Consider the following 17,651-nt stretch of genomic DNA (forward strand, 5'->3'; position numbering starts at 1 on the left):
CACGGCGGAGGCCCGGCGCCCCCTCGGGGACACCGGGCCTCCTCACGTGCCGTCGGGCGGGACGCCGCCCGGGAGCCCCGTCTACAGGCCCGCGGCCTCGCGCAGCGCGTCCACGCGGTCGGTGCGCTCCCAGGTGAAGTCGGGCAGCTCACGGCCGAAGTGGCCGTACGCCGCGGTCTGCGCGTAGATCGGACGGAGCAGGTCGAGGTCGCGGATGATGGCGGCCGGGCGCAGGTCGAAGACCTCGTCGATCGCCTTCTCGATCTTCTCGGGCTCCACCTTCGCGGTGCCGAAGGTCTCCACGAACAGGCCGACCGGCTCGGCCTTGCCGATCGCGTAGGCGACCTGGACCTCGCAGCGGGCGGCCAGGCCCGAGGCGACGACGTTCTTGGCGACCCAGCGCATCGCGTACGCGGCGGAGCGGTCCACCTTCGACGGGTCCTTGCCGGAGAAGGCACCGCCGCCGTGGCGGGCCATGCCGCCATAGGTGTCGATGATGATCTTGCGGCCGGTCAGACCGGCGTCGCCCATCGGGCCGCCGATCTCGAACCGGCCCGTCGGGTTGACCAGGAGGCGGTAGTTCTCCGTGTCGATCTTGATGCCGTCGTCCAGGAGCGCCTTCAGCTCCGGCTCGACGACGAACTCCTTGATGTCCGGGGCCAGCAGCGACTCCAGGTCGATGTCGCTCGCGTGCTGCGAGGAGACGACGACGGTGTCCAGCCGGACCGCCTTGTCGCCGTCGTACTCGATGGTGACCTGGGTCTTGCCGTCCGGACGCAGGTAGGGGATGGTGCCGTTCTTGCGGACCTCGGACAGGCGCTTGGACAGCCGGTGCGCCAGGAAGACCGGCAGCGGCATCAGCGTCGGCGTCTCGTCGGACGCGTAGCCGAACATCAGGCCCTGGTCGCCGGCGCCCTGCCGGTCCAGCTCGTCCTCGTCGCCCTCTACGCGGTTCTCGTACGCGGTGTCGACGCCCTGCGCGATGTCCGGCGACTGGGCGCCGATGGAGACCGACACGCCGCAGGAGGCGCCGTCGAAGCCCTTCTTGGAGGAGTCGTAGCCGATCTCCAGGATCTTGCCGCGGACCAGGTTGGCGATGTCCGCGTAGGCCTTGGTGGTGACCTCTCCGGCCACGTGCACCAGACCGGTGGTGATCAGGGTTTCGACGGCGACCCGGGAGGTCGGGTCCTCACGCAGAAGCGCGTCGAGAATCGTGTCGCTGATCTGGTCAGCGATCTTGTCGGGGTGACCTTCGGTCACGGACTCCGAGGTGAACAGGCGACGGGACACAACGCTCCCTGGGGTTGCAGCGGCTGCTGGCTGATCATTTGTGGACGGCACGGGGAGCTGCACCCGGCGACGTCCGAGAACAGTTTATCGGTCGCACTCTGCCGCGGGCCCACCCGTCTCAGCTCTCGGGAGGGCTGTGACCTGCGGCACCCGCATTCTGCCCGGAAGCAAGCGTCCTTGGCCAGGGGCGCCACGCTGGAATGAGACGTCTTCCGGGCCGCTTGGAGCGAATGGGTCATTCACTCCAGCCTGCGGGCGACGAGGTCCCAGACCGTGTCGGCCAGGGCTTCCTTCGGGCCGCGGGCGACCGGTGTCTCGCTGCCGTCGGCGCCCAGGACCACCGCCTCGTTCTCCTCGGAACCGAACGTCTTGCGCTCCCCCACCTCGTTCACCACGAGCAGGTCACAGCCCTTGCGTTTCAGCTTGGCCCGGCCGTTGGCCAGGACGTCGTCGGTCTCGGCGGCGAAGCCGACGACCACCTGCCCGGAGCGGGCCCGGGTCCCGGAGACCTCCGCGAGGATGTCCGGATTGCGCACGAGGGCGATCGGCGCGGGCTCCTCTCCGTCCTTTTTCTTGATCTTCCCGGTGACGTACGTCGATGGCCGGAAATCGGCCACCGCAGCGGCCATGACCACGGCGTCGGCGTCCGCAGCGGCCCGCAGCACCGCCTCGCGCAGCTCCACCGCCGTGCCGACCGGCACCACGTCCACGCCCGCCGGGTCCGGCATCGACGCGTTCGCCGCCACCAGGGTGACGCGGGCGCCGCGGGCGGCCGCGGTGCGGGCGAGGGCGTAGCCCTGCTTGCCGGAGGAGCGGTTGCCGAGGAAGCGGACCGGGTCGAGGGGCTCCCGGGTGCCGCCGGCGCTGACGACCACGTGCCGCCCGGCGAGGTCGGGCTCGCGGACACCGCGGGCCAGCACCCGGCGGCAGACCTCGAAGATCTCGCCCGGGTCGGGCAGCCGACCCTTGCCGGTGTCGACGCCGGTCAGGCGGCCGACGGCGGGTTCGATCACGACGGCGCCGCGGCGGCGCAGCGTCGCCACGTTCTCCCGGGTGGCCGGGTGCTCCCACATCTCGGTGTGCATGGCGGGGGCGAAGACGACGGGGCAGCGGGCCGTGAGCAGGGTGTTGGTGAGCAGGTCGTCGGCCAGGCCGTGGGCCGCCTTGGCCAGCATGTCGGCGGTGGCGGGGGCGACGACGACCAGGTCGGCGTGCTGGCCGATGCGCACGTGCGGGACCTCGTGGACGGCGTCCCAGACCTCGGTCGACACGGGGTGGCCGGACAGGGCGGACCAGGTGGCGGCGCCCACGAAGTGCAGCGCGGATGCGGTGGGGACGACCCGGACGTCGTGCCCGGACTCGGTGAGCCTGCGCAGCAGCTCACAGGCCTTGTACGCGGCGATGCCGCCGCTGACCCCCAGAACGACCTTGGGCTTGTCCACCGTCTCTCCCCGGCTCGGATAACGCGTTCGCACTGCGCGCCGCTCGGACCGCGGCGCACGACCCATCACACACCACAGGCCCGGCAGTCGGGCTGCCGGGCCTGTGGAAAAGTCAGCGTAAGGCTGAAGATATGACCGCCGATGCTGCTGGTACTACTGCGCCGGGCCCTCGATGGCCTCGGACGTGAGCAGCCCCGCGTTGATCTCGCGCAGGGCGATCGAGAGCGGCTTCTCGTGGACGTGGGTGTCGACGAGCGGACCGACGTACTCGAGGAGGCCCTCGCCGAGCTGCGAGTAGTACGCGTTGATCTGGCGGGCCCGCTTGGCCGCGTAGATCACGAGGCTGTACTTCGAGTCCGTGGCCTCGAGGAGCTCGTCGATCGGCGGGTTGATGATGCCCTCGGGCGCGGAGATGGAAGAGGACACGCTCTACCTTCCGATGGATGGGAAAGATTCAGTCGGGACGACCGCGGGATGAGCAGTGGCGATCACACGACGTTCGTCAAGGCTAGCAGCTCGCGCGCCACGTCCTCGACGGAGGTGTTCACCAGGGTCTGGTCGAACTCCGGCTCGGCCGCCAGCTCGACCCTGGCCGCGGCGAGGCGGCGCTCGATCACCTCGGGCGGTTCGGTGCCCCGGCCGGTGAGCCTGCGCACCAGCTCCTCCCAGGAGGGCGGGGCCAGGAAGACCAGCCGCGCCTCGGGCATGGACTCGCGGACCTGGCGTGCACCCTGGAGGTCGATCTCGAGGAGGACCGGCTCACCGGCCTCCAGGCGCTCCAGCACGGCCGTGCGCGGCGTGCCGTAGCGATTGCCGGCGAACTCGGCCCATTCCAGCAGCTCGCCGTTGGCGATCAGCTTGTCCATCTCCTCGTCGCTGACGAAGAAGTAGTGGACGCCGTGCCGCTCGCCGGGGCGGGGCTTGCGGGTCGTCGCCGAGACCGACAGCCAAACCTCGGGGTGTTCCTTGCGCATATGGGCGACGACCGTGCTCTTGCCGACCCCCGAAGGGCCGGAGAGCACGGTCAGCCGCGGACGTGCGTCCGGGGGTACGGGGGACGTCCCCCGGGGTGTTGCAGCCATGCAGCGATTATTCCAGCAATCGCGGAGTGGTCGGGACTCAGCTACCGGTGCTGCCGAACTCCCGCTCCAGGGACGCGATCTGGTTGGAACCGAGACCGCGCACGCGGCGGCTCTCGGAGATGCCCAGTCGCTCCATGATCTGCTTGGCGCGGACTTTGCCCACGCCCGGCAGGGACTCGAGGAGGGCGGAGACCTTCATCTTGCCGATGACGTCGTTCTTCTGTCCCTGCTGGATGACCTCGTGGAGGGAGGCACCGGAGTGCTTGAGTCGATTCTTGACCTCGGCCCGCTCCCGGCGAGCCGCGGCGGCCTTTTCGAGCGCGGCTGCGCGCTGTTCAGGGGTAAGGGGCGGAAGAGCCACGCCTACGTCACCTCGGATGTCGAACTGTCGGATACGGACCGGTGAGGAACCTAGTCGTCCCTCACCTGGTGAGCCACGAGCAACACGCTCGCCCGTTGACTCTCGACGGAGACTAGCGGTCAACTCCGCCAGAGTCAGCGAGAACAGCGGAAAAGTCCTGGTCAGCCTCTGTCAGGTCGGGCATTTAGGACATAATCCCTCTGATTTGAGGGTGTATCCAGAGTCAGGATGCCGTGACCGCGGCCCGGATCTCCGCGGCGAAGCGGTCGGCGGCCGTCCGCAACGCGTCCGTGTCCGGGCCGTGACGAAGAACACCCCGGCTGACGTTCGGCACCACGTTGCGCACCGCGGCTCCGAACACGCGCGGCAGGTCGGCCGGCGTGGCTCCCTGGGCGCCGATCCCCGGGGCCAGCAGCGGACCGTTGATGCCCAGGTCGTACGAGGACAGGTCGCCGAGCGTGGCGCCGACCACCGCGCCGAACGAACCCAGCGGCTCCTCCCCCGCGTTCTCGGCGGCCAGGTGGGCGAGCATCGTCGCCCCGACGCTCCGGCCGTCCTCCCGCACCGCGTGCTGGACCTCGCCGCCCTCCGGGTTGGAGGTCAGCGCCAGCACGAACAGGCCCGCGCCGCTCTCCCGCGCCAGCTCGACGGCGGGCTTCAGGGAGCCGTAGCCGAGGTACGGGGAGACGGTCAGCGCGTCCGAGAACAGCGGGGCGTCCTTGTGCAGGAACGACTCGGCGTAGGCGGCCATGGTCGAGCCGATGTCGCCGCGCTTGGCGTCCATCAGGACCAGCGCACCGGCCTCCCGTGCCTCCTGGACCGACGTCTCCAGGACGGCGACGCCGCGCGAGCCGAAACGCTCGAAGAAGGCGCTCTGCGGCTTGAGCACGGCCACCCGGTCGGCCACCGCCTCCACGACGGTGCGGCTGAAGCGCTCCAGGCCGGCCACGTCGTCGTTCAGGCCCCAGTCGGCGAGCAGGGAGGCGTGCGGGTCGATGCCGACGCACAGGGGACCGCGCTCGTCCATCGCGCGGCGCAGCCGGGCGCCGAAGGGTTCGCGTACCGTCATGCGTGCTTCCTCACGTCGGCGCCGACCGCGTCGGCGAGGGTGGCGTACGGGCTCTGCCGCAGGCGCGCGGCGAGCCCCTTGTGGATCGCGCGGCCCCAGAAGGGCCCCTCGTAGATGAACGCGCTGTAGCCCTGGACCAGTGTGGCGCCCGCCAGGATGCGCTCCCAGGCGTCCTCGGCCGTCTCGACGCCGCCGACGCCGACCAGGGTGATCCGGTCGCCCACGCGCGCGTACAGGCGGCGCAGCACTTCCAGGGAGCGTGCCTTGAGGGGGGCGCCGGACAGCCCGCCGGTCTCGCCGGCCAGGGCGGGCGAGGAGGTCAGGCCGAGGCCCTCACGCGCGATGGTGGTGTTGGTGGCGATGATGCCGTCCAGGCCCAGCTCCACGGCAAGGTCGGCGACCGCGTCCACGTCCTCGTCGGCGAGGTCGGGCGCGATCTTGACCAGCAGCGGGACACGCCGGGCGGTCACCGCGCGGTCGGCGGCCTCGCGCACCTCGCTCAGCAGCGGGCGCAGCGCCTCGGTGGCCTGGAGGTTGCGCAGGCCGGGCGTGTTGGGCGAGGAGACGTTGACGACCAGGTAGTCGGCGTGCGGGGCGAGCCGCTCGGCGGACTTCACGTAGTCGCCGACGGCCTCCTCCTCGGGGACGACCTTGGTCTTGCCGATGTTGACGCCGACGACGGTCCGGAAGACGGGCGTGCGGGAGGCCAGGCGGGCCGCGACGGCCAGCGAGCCGTCGTTGTTGAAGCCCATGCGGTTGATCAGCGCCCGGTCGCCCACCAGGCGGAACAGCCGCTTCTTGGGGTTGCCGGGCTGCGGCTCGCCGGTGACCGTGCCGATTTCGACGTGGTCGAAGCCGAGCATCGCCATCCCGTCGATCGCGACCGCGTTCTTGTCGAAGCCGGCGGCGAGCCCGAAGGGACCGTGCATGCGCAGGCCCAGGGCCTCGGTGCGCAGCTCCTTGTACCGGGGCGCGAGCGCGGCGGCGGCGAAGGTGCGCAGGACGGGGACGCGGACGGCCAGGCGGATCCAGCGGAAGGCGAGGTGGTGGGCCCGTTCGGGGTCCATGCGGGAGAAGACGAGCTGGAAGAAGATCTTGTACATGTGTCCTCGGGAAGCCTCTGCGGTGCTCTGGGGCTCATGAAGAGGGGGACACCGTTTCCGGTGTCCCCCTCGGGGCCGCTAGTCGCGGGCCGCGGTCAGGAATTCGGCGTGTTCCTGGAGCGAGCGCACTCCGACGTCGCCGTGGGTGAGGGCGTCGATGCCCTGGACCGCCGCGGCCAGCGCCTGGACCGTGGTCAGGCAGGGCACCGAGCGGGCCACGGCCGCCGTGCGGATGTCGTAGCCGTCGAGGCGCCCGCCGGTGCCGTACGGCGTGTTGACGATGAGGTCGACCTCGCCGTCGTGGATGAGCTGGACGATGGTCTTCTCGCCGTTCGGGCCGGTGCCCTCGGACTGCTTGCGCACCACGGTGGCGTTGATGCCGTTGCGCTTGAGGACCTCGGCGGTGCCGGAGGTGGCCAGCAGCTCGAAGCCGTGGGCGACCAGCTCGCGGGCCGGGAAGATCATCGAGCGCTTGTCGCGGTTGGCGACCGAGATGAAGGCGCGGCCCTTGGTGGGCAGCGGCCCGTACGCGCCGGCCTGCGACTTGGCGTAGGCCGTGCCGAAGACGGAGTCGATGCCCATGACCTCGCCGGTGGAGCGCATCTCCGGGCCGAGGACCGTGTCGACGCCGCGGCCGTGGATGTCCCGGAAGCGGGACCACGGCATGACGGCCTCCTTGACGGAGATCGGCGCGTCCAGCGGCAGGGTGCCGCCGTCGCCGTTGGCCGGGAGCACTCCCTCGGCGCGCAGCTCGGCGATGGTGGCGCCCAGCGAGATGCGGGCGGCGGCCTTGGCCAGCGGCACCGCCGTCGCCTTCGAGGTGAAGGGGACGGTGCGGGAGGCGCGCGGGTTGGCCTCCAGGACGTAGAGGATGTCGCCGGCCAGCGCGAACTGGATGTTGATCAGGCCGCGCACGCCGACGCCCTTGGCGATGCCCTCGGTGGAGGCGCGCAGCCGCTTGATGTCGAAGCCGCCGAGCGTGATCGGGGGCAGGGCGCACGCCGAGTCGCCGGAGTGGATGCCGGCCTCCTCGATGTGCTCCATGACGCCGCCGAGGTACAGCTCCTCGCCGTCGTACAGGGCGTCCACGTCGATCTCGATCGCGTCGTCCAGGAAGCGGTCGACCAGGACCGGCCGGGACGGGCTGATCTCGGTCGACTCGGCGATGTACGCCTCCAGCCGGGCCTCGTCGTAGACGATCTCCATGCCGCGTCCGCCGAGCACGTAGGAGGGCCGCACCAGGACCGGGTAGCCGATCTCGTCGGCGATGGCCTTGGCCTCGCCGAACGTGGTGGCGGTGCCGTGCTTGGGGGCCGGCAGCCCGGCCTCGGCGAGGACGCGCCCGAAGGCGCCGCGGTCCTCGGCGGCGTGGATGGCCTCCGGGGAGGTGCCGACGATCGGCACGCCGTTGTCCTTCAGGGCCTGCGCCAGGCCCAGCGGGGTCTGCCCGCCGAGCTGGACGACCACGCCCGCGACCGGTCCGGCCTGCTGCTCGGCGTGGACGATCTCCAGGACGTCCTCCAGGGTGAGCGGCTCGAAGTAGAGCCGGTCGGAGGTGTCGTAGTCGGTGGAGACGGTCTCGGGGTTGCAGTTGACCATCACGGTCTCGTACCCGGCGTCGGACAGCGCGAAGGAGGCGTGGACGCAGGAGTAGTCGAACTCGATGCCCTGGCCGATGCGGTTCGGGCCGGAGCCCAGGATGATCACCGCGGGCTTCTCGCGGGGCGCGACCTCGCTCTCCTCGTCGTAGGAGGAGTAGAAGTACGGCGTCTTCGCGGCGAACTCGGCGGCGCAGGTGTCGACGGTCTTGTAGACCGGGCGGACGCCGAGCGCGTGCCGCACCTGACGGACCACGTCCTCGCCCAGGCCGCTGATCTCGGCGATCTGCTGGTCGGAGAAGCCGTGCCGCTTGGCCTCGGTGAGCAGCTCGCTCGTCAGCTCGCGGGCCCCGGCGATCTCGTCGGCGATCTCCTTGATGAGGAAGAGCTGGTCGACGAACCAGGGGTCGATCTTCGTGGCGTCGAAGACCTCCTCGGGGGTGGCGCCCGCGCGGATGGCCTGCATGACGGCGTTGATCCGGCCGTCGGTGGGCCGTACGGCCTCGCGCAGCAGTTCGTCCTTGTCGCCGGGCTCGCCGACGAAGGTGAACTGGCTGCCCTTGCGCTCCAGCGAGCGCAGCGCCTTCTGGAACGCCTCGGTGAAGTTGCGGCCGATGGCCATGGCCTCGCCGACCGACTTCATGGTCGTGGTGAGGGTGGAGTCCGCGCTCGGGAACTTCTCGAAGGCGAACCGCGGGGCCTTGACGACCACGTAGTCGAGGGTCGGCTCGAAGGAGGCCGGGGTCTCCTGCGTGATGTCGTTCGGGATCTCGTCGAGGGTGTAGCCGACGGCGAGCTTGGCCGCGATCTTGGCGATGGGGAAGCCGGTCGCCTTGGAGGCGAGCGCCGAGGAGCGCGACACGCGCGGGTTCATCTCGATGACGATGACCCGGCCGTCCTCGGGGTTCACCGCGAACTGGATGTTGCAGCCGCCGGTGTCGACGCCGACCTCGCGGATGATGGCGATGCCGACGTCGCGCAGCACCTGGTACTCGCGGTCGGTCAGCGTCATGGCGGGCGCGACGGTGATCGAGTCGCCGGTGTGCACGCCCATGGGGTCGAAGTTCTCGATGGAGCAGACGACCACGACGTTGTCGTTCTTGTCGCGCATCAGCTCCAGCTCGTACTCCTTCCAGCCGAGGATGGACTCCTCCAGGAGCACCTCGGTGGTCGGCGAGAGGGTGAGGCCCTGTCCGGCGATGCGGCGCAGCTCCTCCTCGTCGTGGGCGAAGCCGGAGCCGGCGCCGCCCATGGTGAAGGAGGGGCGGACGACGACGGGGTAGCCGCCGAGCGCGTCGACGCCCTGGAGGACGTCGTCCATGGAGTGGCAGATGTAGGACCGGGCGGACTCGCCGTGGCCGGTCTTCTTGCGGACCTCCTCGACGACCTCCTTGAACAGGTCGCGGTCCTCACCCTTGTTGATGGCCTCGACGTTGGCGCCGATCAGCTCGACGCCGTACTTCTCCAGGACGCCGTTGCCGTGCAGGGAGATCGCGGTGTTCAGGGCCGTCTGGCCGCCGAGGGTCGGCAGCAGCGCGTCCGGGCGCTCCTTGGCGATGATCTTCTCGACGAACTCGGGGGTGATCGGCTCGACGTAGGTGGCGTCGGCGATCTCCGGGTCGGTCATGATCGTCGCCGGGTTGGAGTTGACGAGGATGACCCGCAGGCCCTCGGACTTCAGGACCCGGCACGCCTGGGTGCCGGAGTAGTCGAACTCGGCGGCCTGGCCGATGACGATCGGGCCGGAGCCGATGACCAGGACGGACTGGATATCGGTGCGCTTAGGCACGCTGGCCCTCCATGAGGTTCACGAAGCGGTCGAACAGGTAGGCGGCGTCGTGCGGGCCCGCCGCCGCTTCGGGGTGGTACTGGACGCTGAAGGCCGGCCGGTCGAGGAGCTGGAGCCCCTCCACCACGTTGTCGTTGAGGCAGACGTGGGAGACCTCGGCACGGCCGTAGGGGGTGTCGGAGACCCGGTCGAGCGGCGCGTCGACGGCGAATCCGTGGTTGTGCGCGGTGACCTCGACCTTGCCGGTCGTACGGTCCTGCACCGGCTGGTTGATGCCCCGGTGGCCGTACTTCAGCTTGAAGGTGCCGAAGCCGAGGGCGCGGCCCAGGATCTGGTTGCCGAAGCAGATGCCGAACAGCGGGGTGCCGCGCTCCAGGACCGCCCGCATCAGGGCGACCGGGTGGTCGGCGGTGGCGGGGTCGCCGGGACCGTTGGAGAAGAACACGCCGTCCGGGTCGACGGCGTAGACGTCCTCGACGCCGGCTGTGGCGGGCAGGACGTGCACCTCGATGCCGCGCTCGGCCATGCGGTGCGGGGTCATGCCCTTGATGCCGAGGTCGACGGCGGCGACGGTGAACTTCTTCTCGCCGATCGCCGGGACGACGTACGCCTCGGTGGTGGCGACCTCGGCGGAGAGGTCGGCGCCGCTCATCTCGGGGGCCTGGCGGACCTCGGCGAGCATGGTGCCCTCGTCGGGCAGCGCGTTGCCGGAGAAGATGCCGACGCGCATGGCGCCGCGCTCGCGCAGGTGGCGGGTGAGGGCACGGGTGTCGATGCCGGAGATGCCGACGACGCCCTGGGCGGCCAGCTCCTCGTCGAGGGAGCGGGTCGAGCGCCAGTTGGAGGGCACGCGCGCGGGGTCGCGCACGACGTAGCCGGAGACCCAGATCTTCTTGGACTCCATGTCCTCGTCGTTGATCCCGGTGTTCCCGACGTGCGGGGCGGTCATGACGACGACCTGGCGGTGGTACGACGGGTCGGTGAGGGTCTCCTGGTAGCCGGTCATGCCGGTGGAGAACACGGCTTCGCCGAACGTGGCCCCCACGGCCCCGTAGGCGCGGCCGCGGAAGGTCCGGCCGTCCTCCAGGACGAGTACGGCGGGAGTCCGGTGGGCTCCCCTGGTGGAGGTCGTCATCGTGCGCCTTCCGTTTCCGTCTTGTTGATCATGTCGTTCAGGGTGTCGACCCACTCGTTGTGCTCGGCCGCGTGGTCGGAGCGGAAGCCGGAGTCGATCAGCTTGTCGCCGTGGGCCCAGGTGACGACCAGCAGGCCGCCCTCGGTGAGGACCTTGCCGGCGATGCCCTTGTCGAGCCGGGCCTCGCGCAGCGCGGCGGCGGGGACGAAGAAGTCGGCGGCGCCGGGGCGTACCACGTCCAGTCCCGCGTCCGTCAGGGTGAGCTCGACCCGGCTGCGGGTGCCCAGGCCGTGCGCCACGATGCGGTCGAGCCACTGCCCGGCGGTGGTGGAGCCGTGGTAGCGGCCGCTCATCGCCAGTTTCGCCGTGCCGGGCTCGTCCGGCGCGGTGGGGAGGGCCGGCAGGTCGCTCTGGAGGGTGCCGCGCCACTTCCAGCCCTCGCGCATCAGCCAGTAGACGAGCGCGACGAACAGGCCGAGGCCGACGACCCAGCCGACGCGTGCGGCCCAGTCGGTCACTTCCGCCGATTCCTTCTCGGCGGCCAGCAGGATTACCGGTGCTACAGATGTCACGTGAGCTTCCCGTCGACGAGCGTGGCCTTGCCCCGCAGCCACGTGTGCGTCACACGGCCCGGCAGCTCACGACCCTCGTAGGGGGTGTTGCGGCTGCGCGAGGCGAAGCCCGCGGGGTCCACCCGGCCACGGTATGCCGCGTCGACCAGCGTGAGGTTGGCGGGCTCACCAGCCGAGACGGGACGGCCGTGTCCGGTGGCCTGTCCGATCTGCGCGGGCTTGACGGACATCCGGTCGGCGACGCCGGCCCAGTCCAGCAGGCCCGTGTCCACCATGGTCTCCTGCACCACCGACAGCGCGGTCTCCAGGCCCACCATCCCCATGGCCGCCGCGGCCCACTCGCAGTCCTTGTCCTCGTGCGGGTGCGGGGCGTGGTCGGTGGCGACGATGTCGATCGTGCCGTCGGCGAGGGCCTCGCGCAGGGCCAGGACGTCACGCTCGGTGCGCAGCGGCGGGTTGACCTTGTACACCGGGTTGTACGACCGGACCAGCTCGTCGGTGAGGAGCAGGTGGTGCGGGGTGACCTCGGCGGTGACGTCGATGCCGCGGGACTTGGCCCAGCGGACGATCTCGACGGACCCGGCGGTCGACAGGTGGCAGATGTGGACGCGGGAGCCGACGTGCTCGGCGAGCAGCACGTCCCGGGCGATGATCGACTCCTCGGCGACGGCCGGCCAGCCGCCGAGGCCCAGCTCGGCGGAGACGACGCCCTCGTTCATCTGGGCGCCCTCGGTGAGCCGGGGCTCCTGGGCGTGCTGGGCGACGACGCCGTCGAAGGCCTTCACGTACTCCAGGGCCCGGCGCATGATCACGGCGTCGTGGACGCACTTGCCGTCGTCGGAGAAGACGGTGACACCGGCCGCGGACTCGTGCATGGCGCCCAGTTCGGCGAGTTTGGCGCCCTCCAGGCCGACGGTGACGGCGCCGATGGGCTGCACGTCGCAGTAGCCGGACTCCTGGCCGAGCCGCCAGACCTGCTCGACGACGCCGGCGGTGTCGGCGACCGGGAAGGTGTTGGCCATGGCGAAGACGTTGGTGTAGCCGCCGCTCGCCGCCGCGCGGGTGCCGGTCAGGACGGTCTCGGAGTCCTCGCGGCCGGGCTCGCGCAGGTGGGTGTGGAGGTCGACCAGTCCGGGCAGCAGCACCTTGCCGTCGGCGTCGACGACCTCCGCGCCCTCGGCGGACAGGCCGGAGCCCACCCCGGCGATCGTCGTGCCGTCGATCAGCACGTCCTGCGGCTCGCCGCCGAGCACCTTCGCACCGCGGATCAGGGTCTTGCTCATCGTCTTACTTCTCCTCGGTGGGTCGGGCGTGGGCGACGGCGGGTTCGGCGCCGCCGAGCAGCAGGTAGAGGACGGCCATCCGCACGGAGACGCCGTTGGTGACCTGCTCGACGACGGTGCAGCGGTCGGAGTCGGCGACCTCGGCGGTGATCTCCATGCCGCGGACCATCGGGCCGGGGTGCATCACGACGGCGTGGTCGGGCATCCTCGCCATCCGGTCGCCGTCGAGGCCGTAGCGGCGGGAGTACTCGCGCTCGGTGGGGAAGAACGCGGCGTTCATGCGCTCGCGCTGCACGCGCAGCAGCATCACCGCGTCGGACTTGGTCAGGGTGGAGTCGAGGTCGTAGGAGACCTCGCAGGGCCAGGTCTCGACGCCGACCGGCAGCAGGGTCGGCGGGGCGACGAGGGTGACCTCGGCGCCGAGGGTGTGCAGCAGGTCGACGTTGGAGCGGGCGACGCGGCTGTGCAGGATGTCGCCGACCAGGGTGACGCGGCGGCCGTCGAGGTCCTTGCCGAGCCCGGCGTCGGGGCCGACCAGGCGGCGGCGCATGGTGAAGGCGTCCAGGAGGGCCTGGGTGGGGTGCTGGTGGGTGCCGTCGCCCGCGTTGATGACGTGGGCGTCGATCCAGCCGGAGGTGGCCAGGCGGTAGGGAGCGCCGGAGGCGCCGTGCCGGATGACGACGGCGTCGACACCCATGGCCTCCAGGGTCTGGGCGGTGTCCTTGAGGGACTCGCCCTTGGAGACGCTGGAGCCCTTGGCGGTGAAGTTGATGACGTCCGCGGACAGCCGCTTCTCGGCGGCCTCGAAGGAGATCCGGGTCCGCGTGGAGTCCTCGAAGAAGAGGTTGACGACGGTACGGCCGCGCAGGGTGGGCAGTTTCTTGATCGGCCGGTCCGCGACCCGGGCCATCTCCTCGGCGGTGTCGAGGATCAGGACGGCGTCGTCGCGGGTGAGGTCGGCGGCCGAGATGAGATGACGCTGCATCTGTCAGGCTCCGTAGGGCGATTCATGCGGAAGAGCGGGATAATTCGGGCGGCCGGGCACGTGCGGGAGCACGCCGAGCACGCGTACGGCACGGGTGGGCGCGTACGCGGGTGCTACGGGTGGGCGCCCGGGGCGTCCGGCTTGGCACCGAGCAGCACGGTGTCGCGGCCGTCCTCCTCGGCGAGCTGGACCTTGACCGTCTCCCGCAGCGACGTCGGGAGGTTCTTGCCGACGTAGTCGGCGCGGATGGGCAGTTCGCGGTGGCCGCGGTCGACGAGGACGGCGAGCTGCACCGCGCGCGGGCGGCCGATGTCGTTGAGCGCGTCGAGCGCGGCGCGGATGGTGCGGCCGGAGAAGAGCACGTCGTCGACGAGGACGACGAGGCGGCCGTCGATGCCGTCACCGGGGATCTCGGTGCGGGCGAGGGCCCGCGGCGGGTGCATGCGCAGGTCGTCGCGGTACATGGTGATGTCGAGCGAGCCGACCGGGATCTTGCGCTCGGTGATCTGCTCCAGCTTGTCGGCGAGCCGCCGGGCGAGGAAGACGCCGCGCGTCGGGATGCCGAGGAGCACCACGTCGTCGGCGCCCTTGGCGCGTTCGACGATCTCGTGGGCGATGCGGGTGAGCACCCGCGCGATGTCGGGCGCTTCCAGAACGGGCCGGGCCTCGGACTGTGCGGCCGACTGTGGACCGCCCTGCTCTTCCTGGTGCTTGTCCATACGAAACGGACCCCCTTCTCCGCCTCACGGGACGGACCTTAAAGGACGTCGGATTTGCGCCACCTACGGTACCAGGCCCGCGGAACCGGTCCGGCACCCCCACCGACACTCCCCCGTCACCCCTGCGCCGCGCCGCGGTCACCCGTCCGGAGCAGCGGCGGGCGAATACCACGGAAGCGTCGGTGCGGACCATTCGGCTTGACGCGGCAGAGTAACGCTGCGTAACCTCACAGTGAGTTACCAGCCGCGCGGCCGACAACAGCGCCTGCCGCGTCGACACCTTGTCCGGGGAGCCATATGTCCAGCGAATACGCCAAACAGCTCGGGGCCAAGCTCCGGGCCATCCGCACCCAGCAGGGCCTTTCCCTCCACGGTGTCGAGGAGAAGTCCCAGGGCCGCTGGAAGGCCGTCGTGGTCGGTTCGTACGAGCGCGGCGACCGTGCCGTGACCGTGCAGCGCCTCGCCGAGCTGGCGGACTTCTACGGCGTCCCCGTGCAGGAGCTGCTGCCGGGCACCACCCCGGGCGGTGCCGCCGAGCCGCCGCCGAAGCTGGTCCTGGACCTGGAGCGGCTGGCCACCGTGCCGGCCGAGAAGGCGGGCCCGCTCCAGCGCTACGCGGCGACGATCCAGTCGCAGCGCGGCGACTACAACGGCAAGGTGCTCTCGATCCGCCAGGACGACCTGCGCACGCTCGCCGTCATCTACGACCAGTCGCCCTCCGTCCTCACCGAGCAGCTGATCAGCTGGGGTGTCCTGGACGCGGACGCGCGCCGCGCGGTGGCGTCCCACGAGGAACTCTGACCCTCGCCCGCCTCAGCAGAAACGTGCCGCCGGGGTGGCTGGAACCATTCGGTTCCGGCCACCCCGGCGGTTTTCGCATGCCGTACGGGCGACACGCACGGAGCTAGTCCCGGCGCAGCGAGGACTTCAGTTCCTTCAGCCGGCCGAGCAGGCCGTTGACGAACGCCGGTGAGTCGTCCGTGGAGAACTCCTTCGCCAGTTGCACCATCTCGTCCAGGACGACGGCGTCCGGGGTCTCGTCGACCCAGATCAGCTCGTACGCGCCCAGGCGCAGGATGTTGCGGTCGACGACCGGCATCCGGTCGAGCGTCCAGTCGACCGAGTACTGGGCGATCAGCTCGTCGATGCGCTCGGCGCGCTCGGCGTACCCCTCGACCAGCTCCATCGTGTACTCGCTGACCGGCGGCTGCCGGGTGTCGGACCGGGAGTGCCGGACCCAGTCGGCGAGCACCGTCAGGACGTCGGCGCCGCGCTGGTCGCCCTCGAAGAGGATCTGGAAGGCGCGCTTGCGGGCCGTGTTGCGAGCAGCCACGGTTAGCTGTTCACCCGGCCGAGGTAGTCGCTCGTACGGGTGTCGACCTTGATCTTCTCACCGGTCGTGATGAAGAGCGGGACCTGGATCTGGTGGCCGGTCTCCAGCGTGGCGGGCTTGGTGCCGCCGGTGGAGCGGTCGCCCTGGACGCCGGGCTCGGTCTCCTGGACGGTCAGCTCGACGGCGGCGGGCAGCTCGACGAAGAGCACCTCGCCCTCGTGCTGCGCGACGGTGGCCTCGAAGCCCTCCACGAGGAAGTGGGCGGCGTCGCCGACGACCTTGCGGTCGACCATCAGCTGGTCGTACGTCTGCATGTCCATGAAGACGAAGTACTCGCCGTCCATGTACGAGAACTGCATGTCACGCTTGTCGACAGTGGCCGTCTCGACCTTGACCCCGGCGTTGAAGGTCTTGTCGACGGTCTTGCCGGAGAGCACGTTCTTGAGCTTGGTGCGCACGAAGGCCGGGCCCTTGCCGGGCTTGACGTGCTGGAACTCGACGACGGACCAGAGCTGGCCGCCTTCGAGCTTGAGCACCAGGCCGTTCTTGAGGTCGTTCGTGGAAGCCACGGTTGGGGAATCTCCTGGACTGGACTGACGTGGACGACCCCGGGTACGCACGCCCAGCCCGGGGCTAGAGCGCGAGCAGCTCCTTGGTCGTGATGGTGAGTAGCTCGGGTCCGCCGTCCGCCTCGGGGCGCACGACGAGCGTGTCATCGATCCGGACCCCGCCCCGGCCCGGGAGGTGAACCCCCGGTTCGACGGTGACCGGCACACAAGCGTCCAGTTTACCCATGGCCGCGGGGGCCAACTGCGGGTCCTCGTCGATTTCGAGCCCGACACCGTGACCGGTGAGTGCCGGGAGGTTCTCCGCGTACCCCGCCGAGTCCAGTGCCTGGCGGGCCGCGCGGTCCACGTCGCGGCAGGCGGCGCCGGGTGCGAGGGCCTCACGCCCGGAGCGCTGGGCGGAGAAGACGAGGTCGTACAACTCGATCTGCCAGTCGGCCGGCGAGGTGCCGATGACGAAGGTGCGGCCGATCTCGCAGCGGTAGCCGCGGTACGTCGCGCCCAGGCACACGGAGAGGAAGTCGCCCTCCTCGACCCGCCGGTCGGTGGGCCGGTGGCCGCGGCGCCCCGAGTTCGGTCCGGTGCCCACGGAGGTGGGGAAGGCGGGGCCGTCGGCACCGTGGTCGACGAGGCGGCGTTCCAGCTCCAGGGCCAGGTGCCGTTCGGTGCGGCCGACCAGGATGGACTCCAGGAGTTCGCCGAGTGCCTGGTCGGCGATCTCTGCGCCGATGCGCAGGCAGGAGATCTCCTCCTCGTCCTTGACGACCCGGAGCTGTTCGACGGCCTGTCCGAGGTCCGTCAGGCGCAGGCGGGGGGCGACCGAGGTCATCGCCCGGTGCCGGACCACGGTGAGGTGGTGGTCCTCGGTGGCGAGGGACTCGGCGCCCTGCTCCGCGGCGAGGCCGGTGGCCGTGACGGCCGGGTCGCCGCCGGGACCGGGCAGGGTGCGGACCGGAAGGGACTCGTCGGGCCGGCCCTCGGTCGGCCGGTCGTCCGGGGGGCCTGAGCAGACCAGCAGGTCCTCGGTCCTGCCGAGCAGCAGCACGGCGCCGCGCGGGGCCGCGCCCGCGAGATAGCGCACGTTGGCGGGCCGGGAGACGAGCGCCGCCGCGCTGCCGCCCGCGTTGCAGCGTTCCCGTAGGCGCGTCCGGCGGGCCGCGTAGACCTCTGACATGAGCCGAGCGTATGGCTCCGCCGGTGGGGGCGCCGCTTGGGTGGGCCGAGTGGGCGGGGCCGGGGAATCGCGGGGTGCGCCCCTTGGGGTGGGGGCTTGTGCTGTGTGGCGTCTGGACGCCGGTGGGGGTTTCTCGCGCAGTTCCCCGCG

General features: G+C 70.9%; 17 protein-coding genes. 1 reads left to right on the forward strand and 16 read right to left on the reverse strand.

Going from position 1 to position 17,651, the window contains the following annotated elements; all coding sequences use genetic code 11:
- Window positions 1–81 precede the first annotated feature (81 nt).
- The 13 genes from metK to pyrR form a co-directional block, all read right to left on the reverse strand.
- Window positions 82–1,290 carry a methionine adenosyltransferase gene (gene metK / locus IG88_RS0116800; protein ID WP_031041201.1) on the reverse strand — a complete coding sequence of 403 codons (1,209 nt, stop codon included), beginning with the start codon at window positions 1,288–1,290 and terminating at the stop codon, window positions 82–84.
- 239 nt (window positions 1,291–1,529) lie between these two features.
- A complete protein-coding gene (gene coaBC / locus IG88_RS0116805; protein WP_031041204.1) occupies window positions 1,530–2,732 on the reverse strand; it encodes a bifunctional phosphopantothenoylcysteine decarboxylase/phosphopantothenate--cysteine ligase CoaBC in 1,203 nt (400 codons plus the stop codon).
- A 153-nt stretch (window positions 2,733–2,885) separates the two neighbouring features.
- A complete protein-coding gene (gene rpoZ, locus IG88_RS0116810; protein WP_003977348.1) occupies window positions 2,886–3,158 on the reverse strand; it encodes a DNA-directed RNA polymerase subunit omega in 273 nt (90 codons plus the stop codon).
- A 62-nt stretch (window positions 3,159–3,220) separates the two neighbouring features.
- Window positions 3,221–3,814, reverse strand: a complete 594-nt coding sequence (gmk, locus tag IG88_RS0116815; protein WP_031041207.1) for a guanylate kinase — start codon at window positions 3,812–3,814, stop codon at window positions 3,221–3,223.
- Window positions 3,815–3,851: 37 nt separating this feature from the next.
- Window positions 3,852–4,175: an integration host factor gene (locus IG88_RS0116820; RefSeq protein WP_016572363.1), complete on the reverse strand. Its 324-nt coding sequence runs from the start codon at window positions 4,173–4,175 to the stop codon at window positions 3,852–3,854.
- Window positions 4,176–4,398: 223 nt separating this feature from the next.
- The gene (gene pyrF / locus IG88_RS0116825) at window positions 4,399–5,244 is read right to left on the reverse strand and encodes an orotidine-5'-phosphate decarboxylase (RefSeq protein ID WP_031041214.1); all 846 of its coding nucleotides are present in this window, start codon (window positions 5,242–5,244) and stop codon (window positions 4,399–4,401) included.
- A complete protein-coding gene (locus tag IG88_RS0116830) occupies window positions 5,241–6,347 on the reverse strand; it encodes a quinone-dependent dihydroorotate dehydrogenase (RefSeq protein WP_031041216.1) in 1,107 nt (368 codons plus the stop codon). The genes pyrF and IG88_RS0116830 overlap by 4 nt, the downstream gene beginning before the upstream one ends.
- Before the next feature lie 78 nt (window positions 6,348–6,425).
- Complete coding sequence (gene carB / locus IG88_RS0116835) at window positions 6,426–9,734, reverse strand: carbamoyl-phosphate synthase large subunit (protein ID WP_031041220.1); 3,309 nt, start codon at window positions 9,732–9,734, stop codon at window positions 6,426–6,428.
- On the reverse strand, window positions 9,727–10,869 hold the full coding sequence (gene carA / locus IG88_RS0116840; RefSeq protein WP_031041223.1) for a glutamine-hydrolyzing carbamoyl-phosphate synthase small subunit: 1,143 nt from the start codon (window positions 10,867–10,869) through the stop codon (window positions 9,727–9,729). Before carA ends, carB begins: the two co-directional genes overlap by 8 nt.
- Window positions 10,866–11,441, reverse strand: a complete 576-nt coding sequence (locus IG88_RS0116845; RefSeq protein WP_031041226.1) for a hypothetical protein — start codon at window positions 11,439–11,441, stop codon at window positions 10,866–10,868. The genes carA and IG88_RS0116845 overlap by 4 nt, the downstream gene beginning before the upstream one ends.
- Window positions 11,438–12,724, reverse strand: coding sequence for a dihydroorotase (locus IG88_RS0116850; protein ID WP_031041229.1), 1,287 nt, complete (start codon window positions 12,722–12,724; stop codon window positions 11,438–11,440). Before IG88_RS0116850 ends, IG88_RS0116845 begins: the two co-directional genes overlap by 4 nt.
- Before the next feature lie 4 nt (window positions 12,725–12,728).
- A complete protein-coding gene (locus tag IG88_RS0116855) occupies window positions 12,729–13,709 on the reverse strand; it encodes an aspartate carbamoyltransferase catalytic subunit (RefSeq protein WP_031041232.1) in 981 nt (326 codons plus the stop codon).
- Window positions 13,710–13,822: 113 nt separating this feature from the next.
- On the reverse strand, window positions 13,823–14,428 hold the full coding sequence (gene pyrR, locus IG88_RS0116860) for a bifunctional pyr operon transcriptional regulator/uracil phosphoribosyltransferase PyrR (protein WP_031041235.1): 606 nt from the start codon (window positions 14,426–14,428) through the stop codon (window positions 13,823–13,825).
- Between the two features lie 297 nt (window positions 14,429–14,725).
- Here pyrR and bldD point away from each other — a divergent pair, with 297 nt between their 5' ends.
- Complete coding sequence (gene bldD / locus IG88_RS0116865; protein ID WP_007447547.1) at window positions 14,726–15,229, forward strand: transcriptional regulator BldD; 504 nt, start codon at window positions 14,726–14,728, stop codon at window positions 15,227–15,229.
- 103 nt (window positions 15,230–15,332) lie between these two features.
- On the opposite strand, the gene nusB is transcribed toward bldD, so the two are convergent.
- The 3 genes from nusB to IG88_RS0116880 all read right to left on the reverse strand — a co-directional run bounded on the left by nusB (window position 15,333) and on the right by IG88_RS0116880 (window position 17,501).
- Window positions 15,333–15,761, reverse strand: coding sequence for a transcription antitermination factor NusB (gene nusB / locus IG88_RS0116870; protein WP_031041238.1), 429 nt, complete (start codon window positions 15,759–15,761; stop codon window positions 15,333–15,335).
- 2 nt (window positions 15,762–15,763) lie between these two features.
- Window positions 15,764–16,330 (reverse strand): elongation factor P, encoded by a 567-nt coding sequence (efp, locus tag IG88_RS0116875; RefSeq protein WP_031041241.1) that lies wholly within the window; start codon window positions 16,328–16,330, stop codon window positions 15,764–15,766.
- 64 nt (window positions 16,331–16,394) lie between these two features.
- A complete protein-coding gene (locus tag IG88_RS0116880; RefSeq protein ID WP_031041244.1) occupies window positions 16,395–17,501 on the reverse strand; it encodes an aminopeptidase P family protein in 1,107 nt (368 codons plus the stop codon).
- Window positions 17,502–17,651 lie beyond the last annotated feature (150 nt).

It is taken from the genome of Streptomyces sp. NRRL F-5650 (assembly GCF_000721365.1).
GTDB lineage: Bacteria > Actinomycetota > Actinomycetes > Streptomycetales > Streptomycetaceae > Streptomyces > Streptomyces ardesiacus.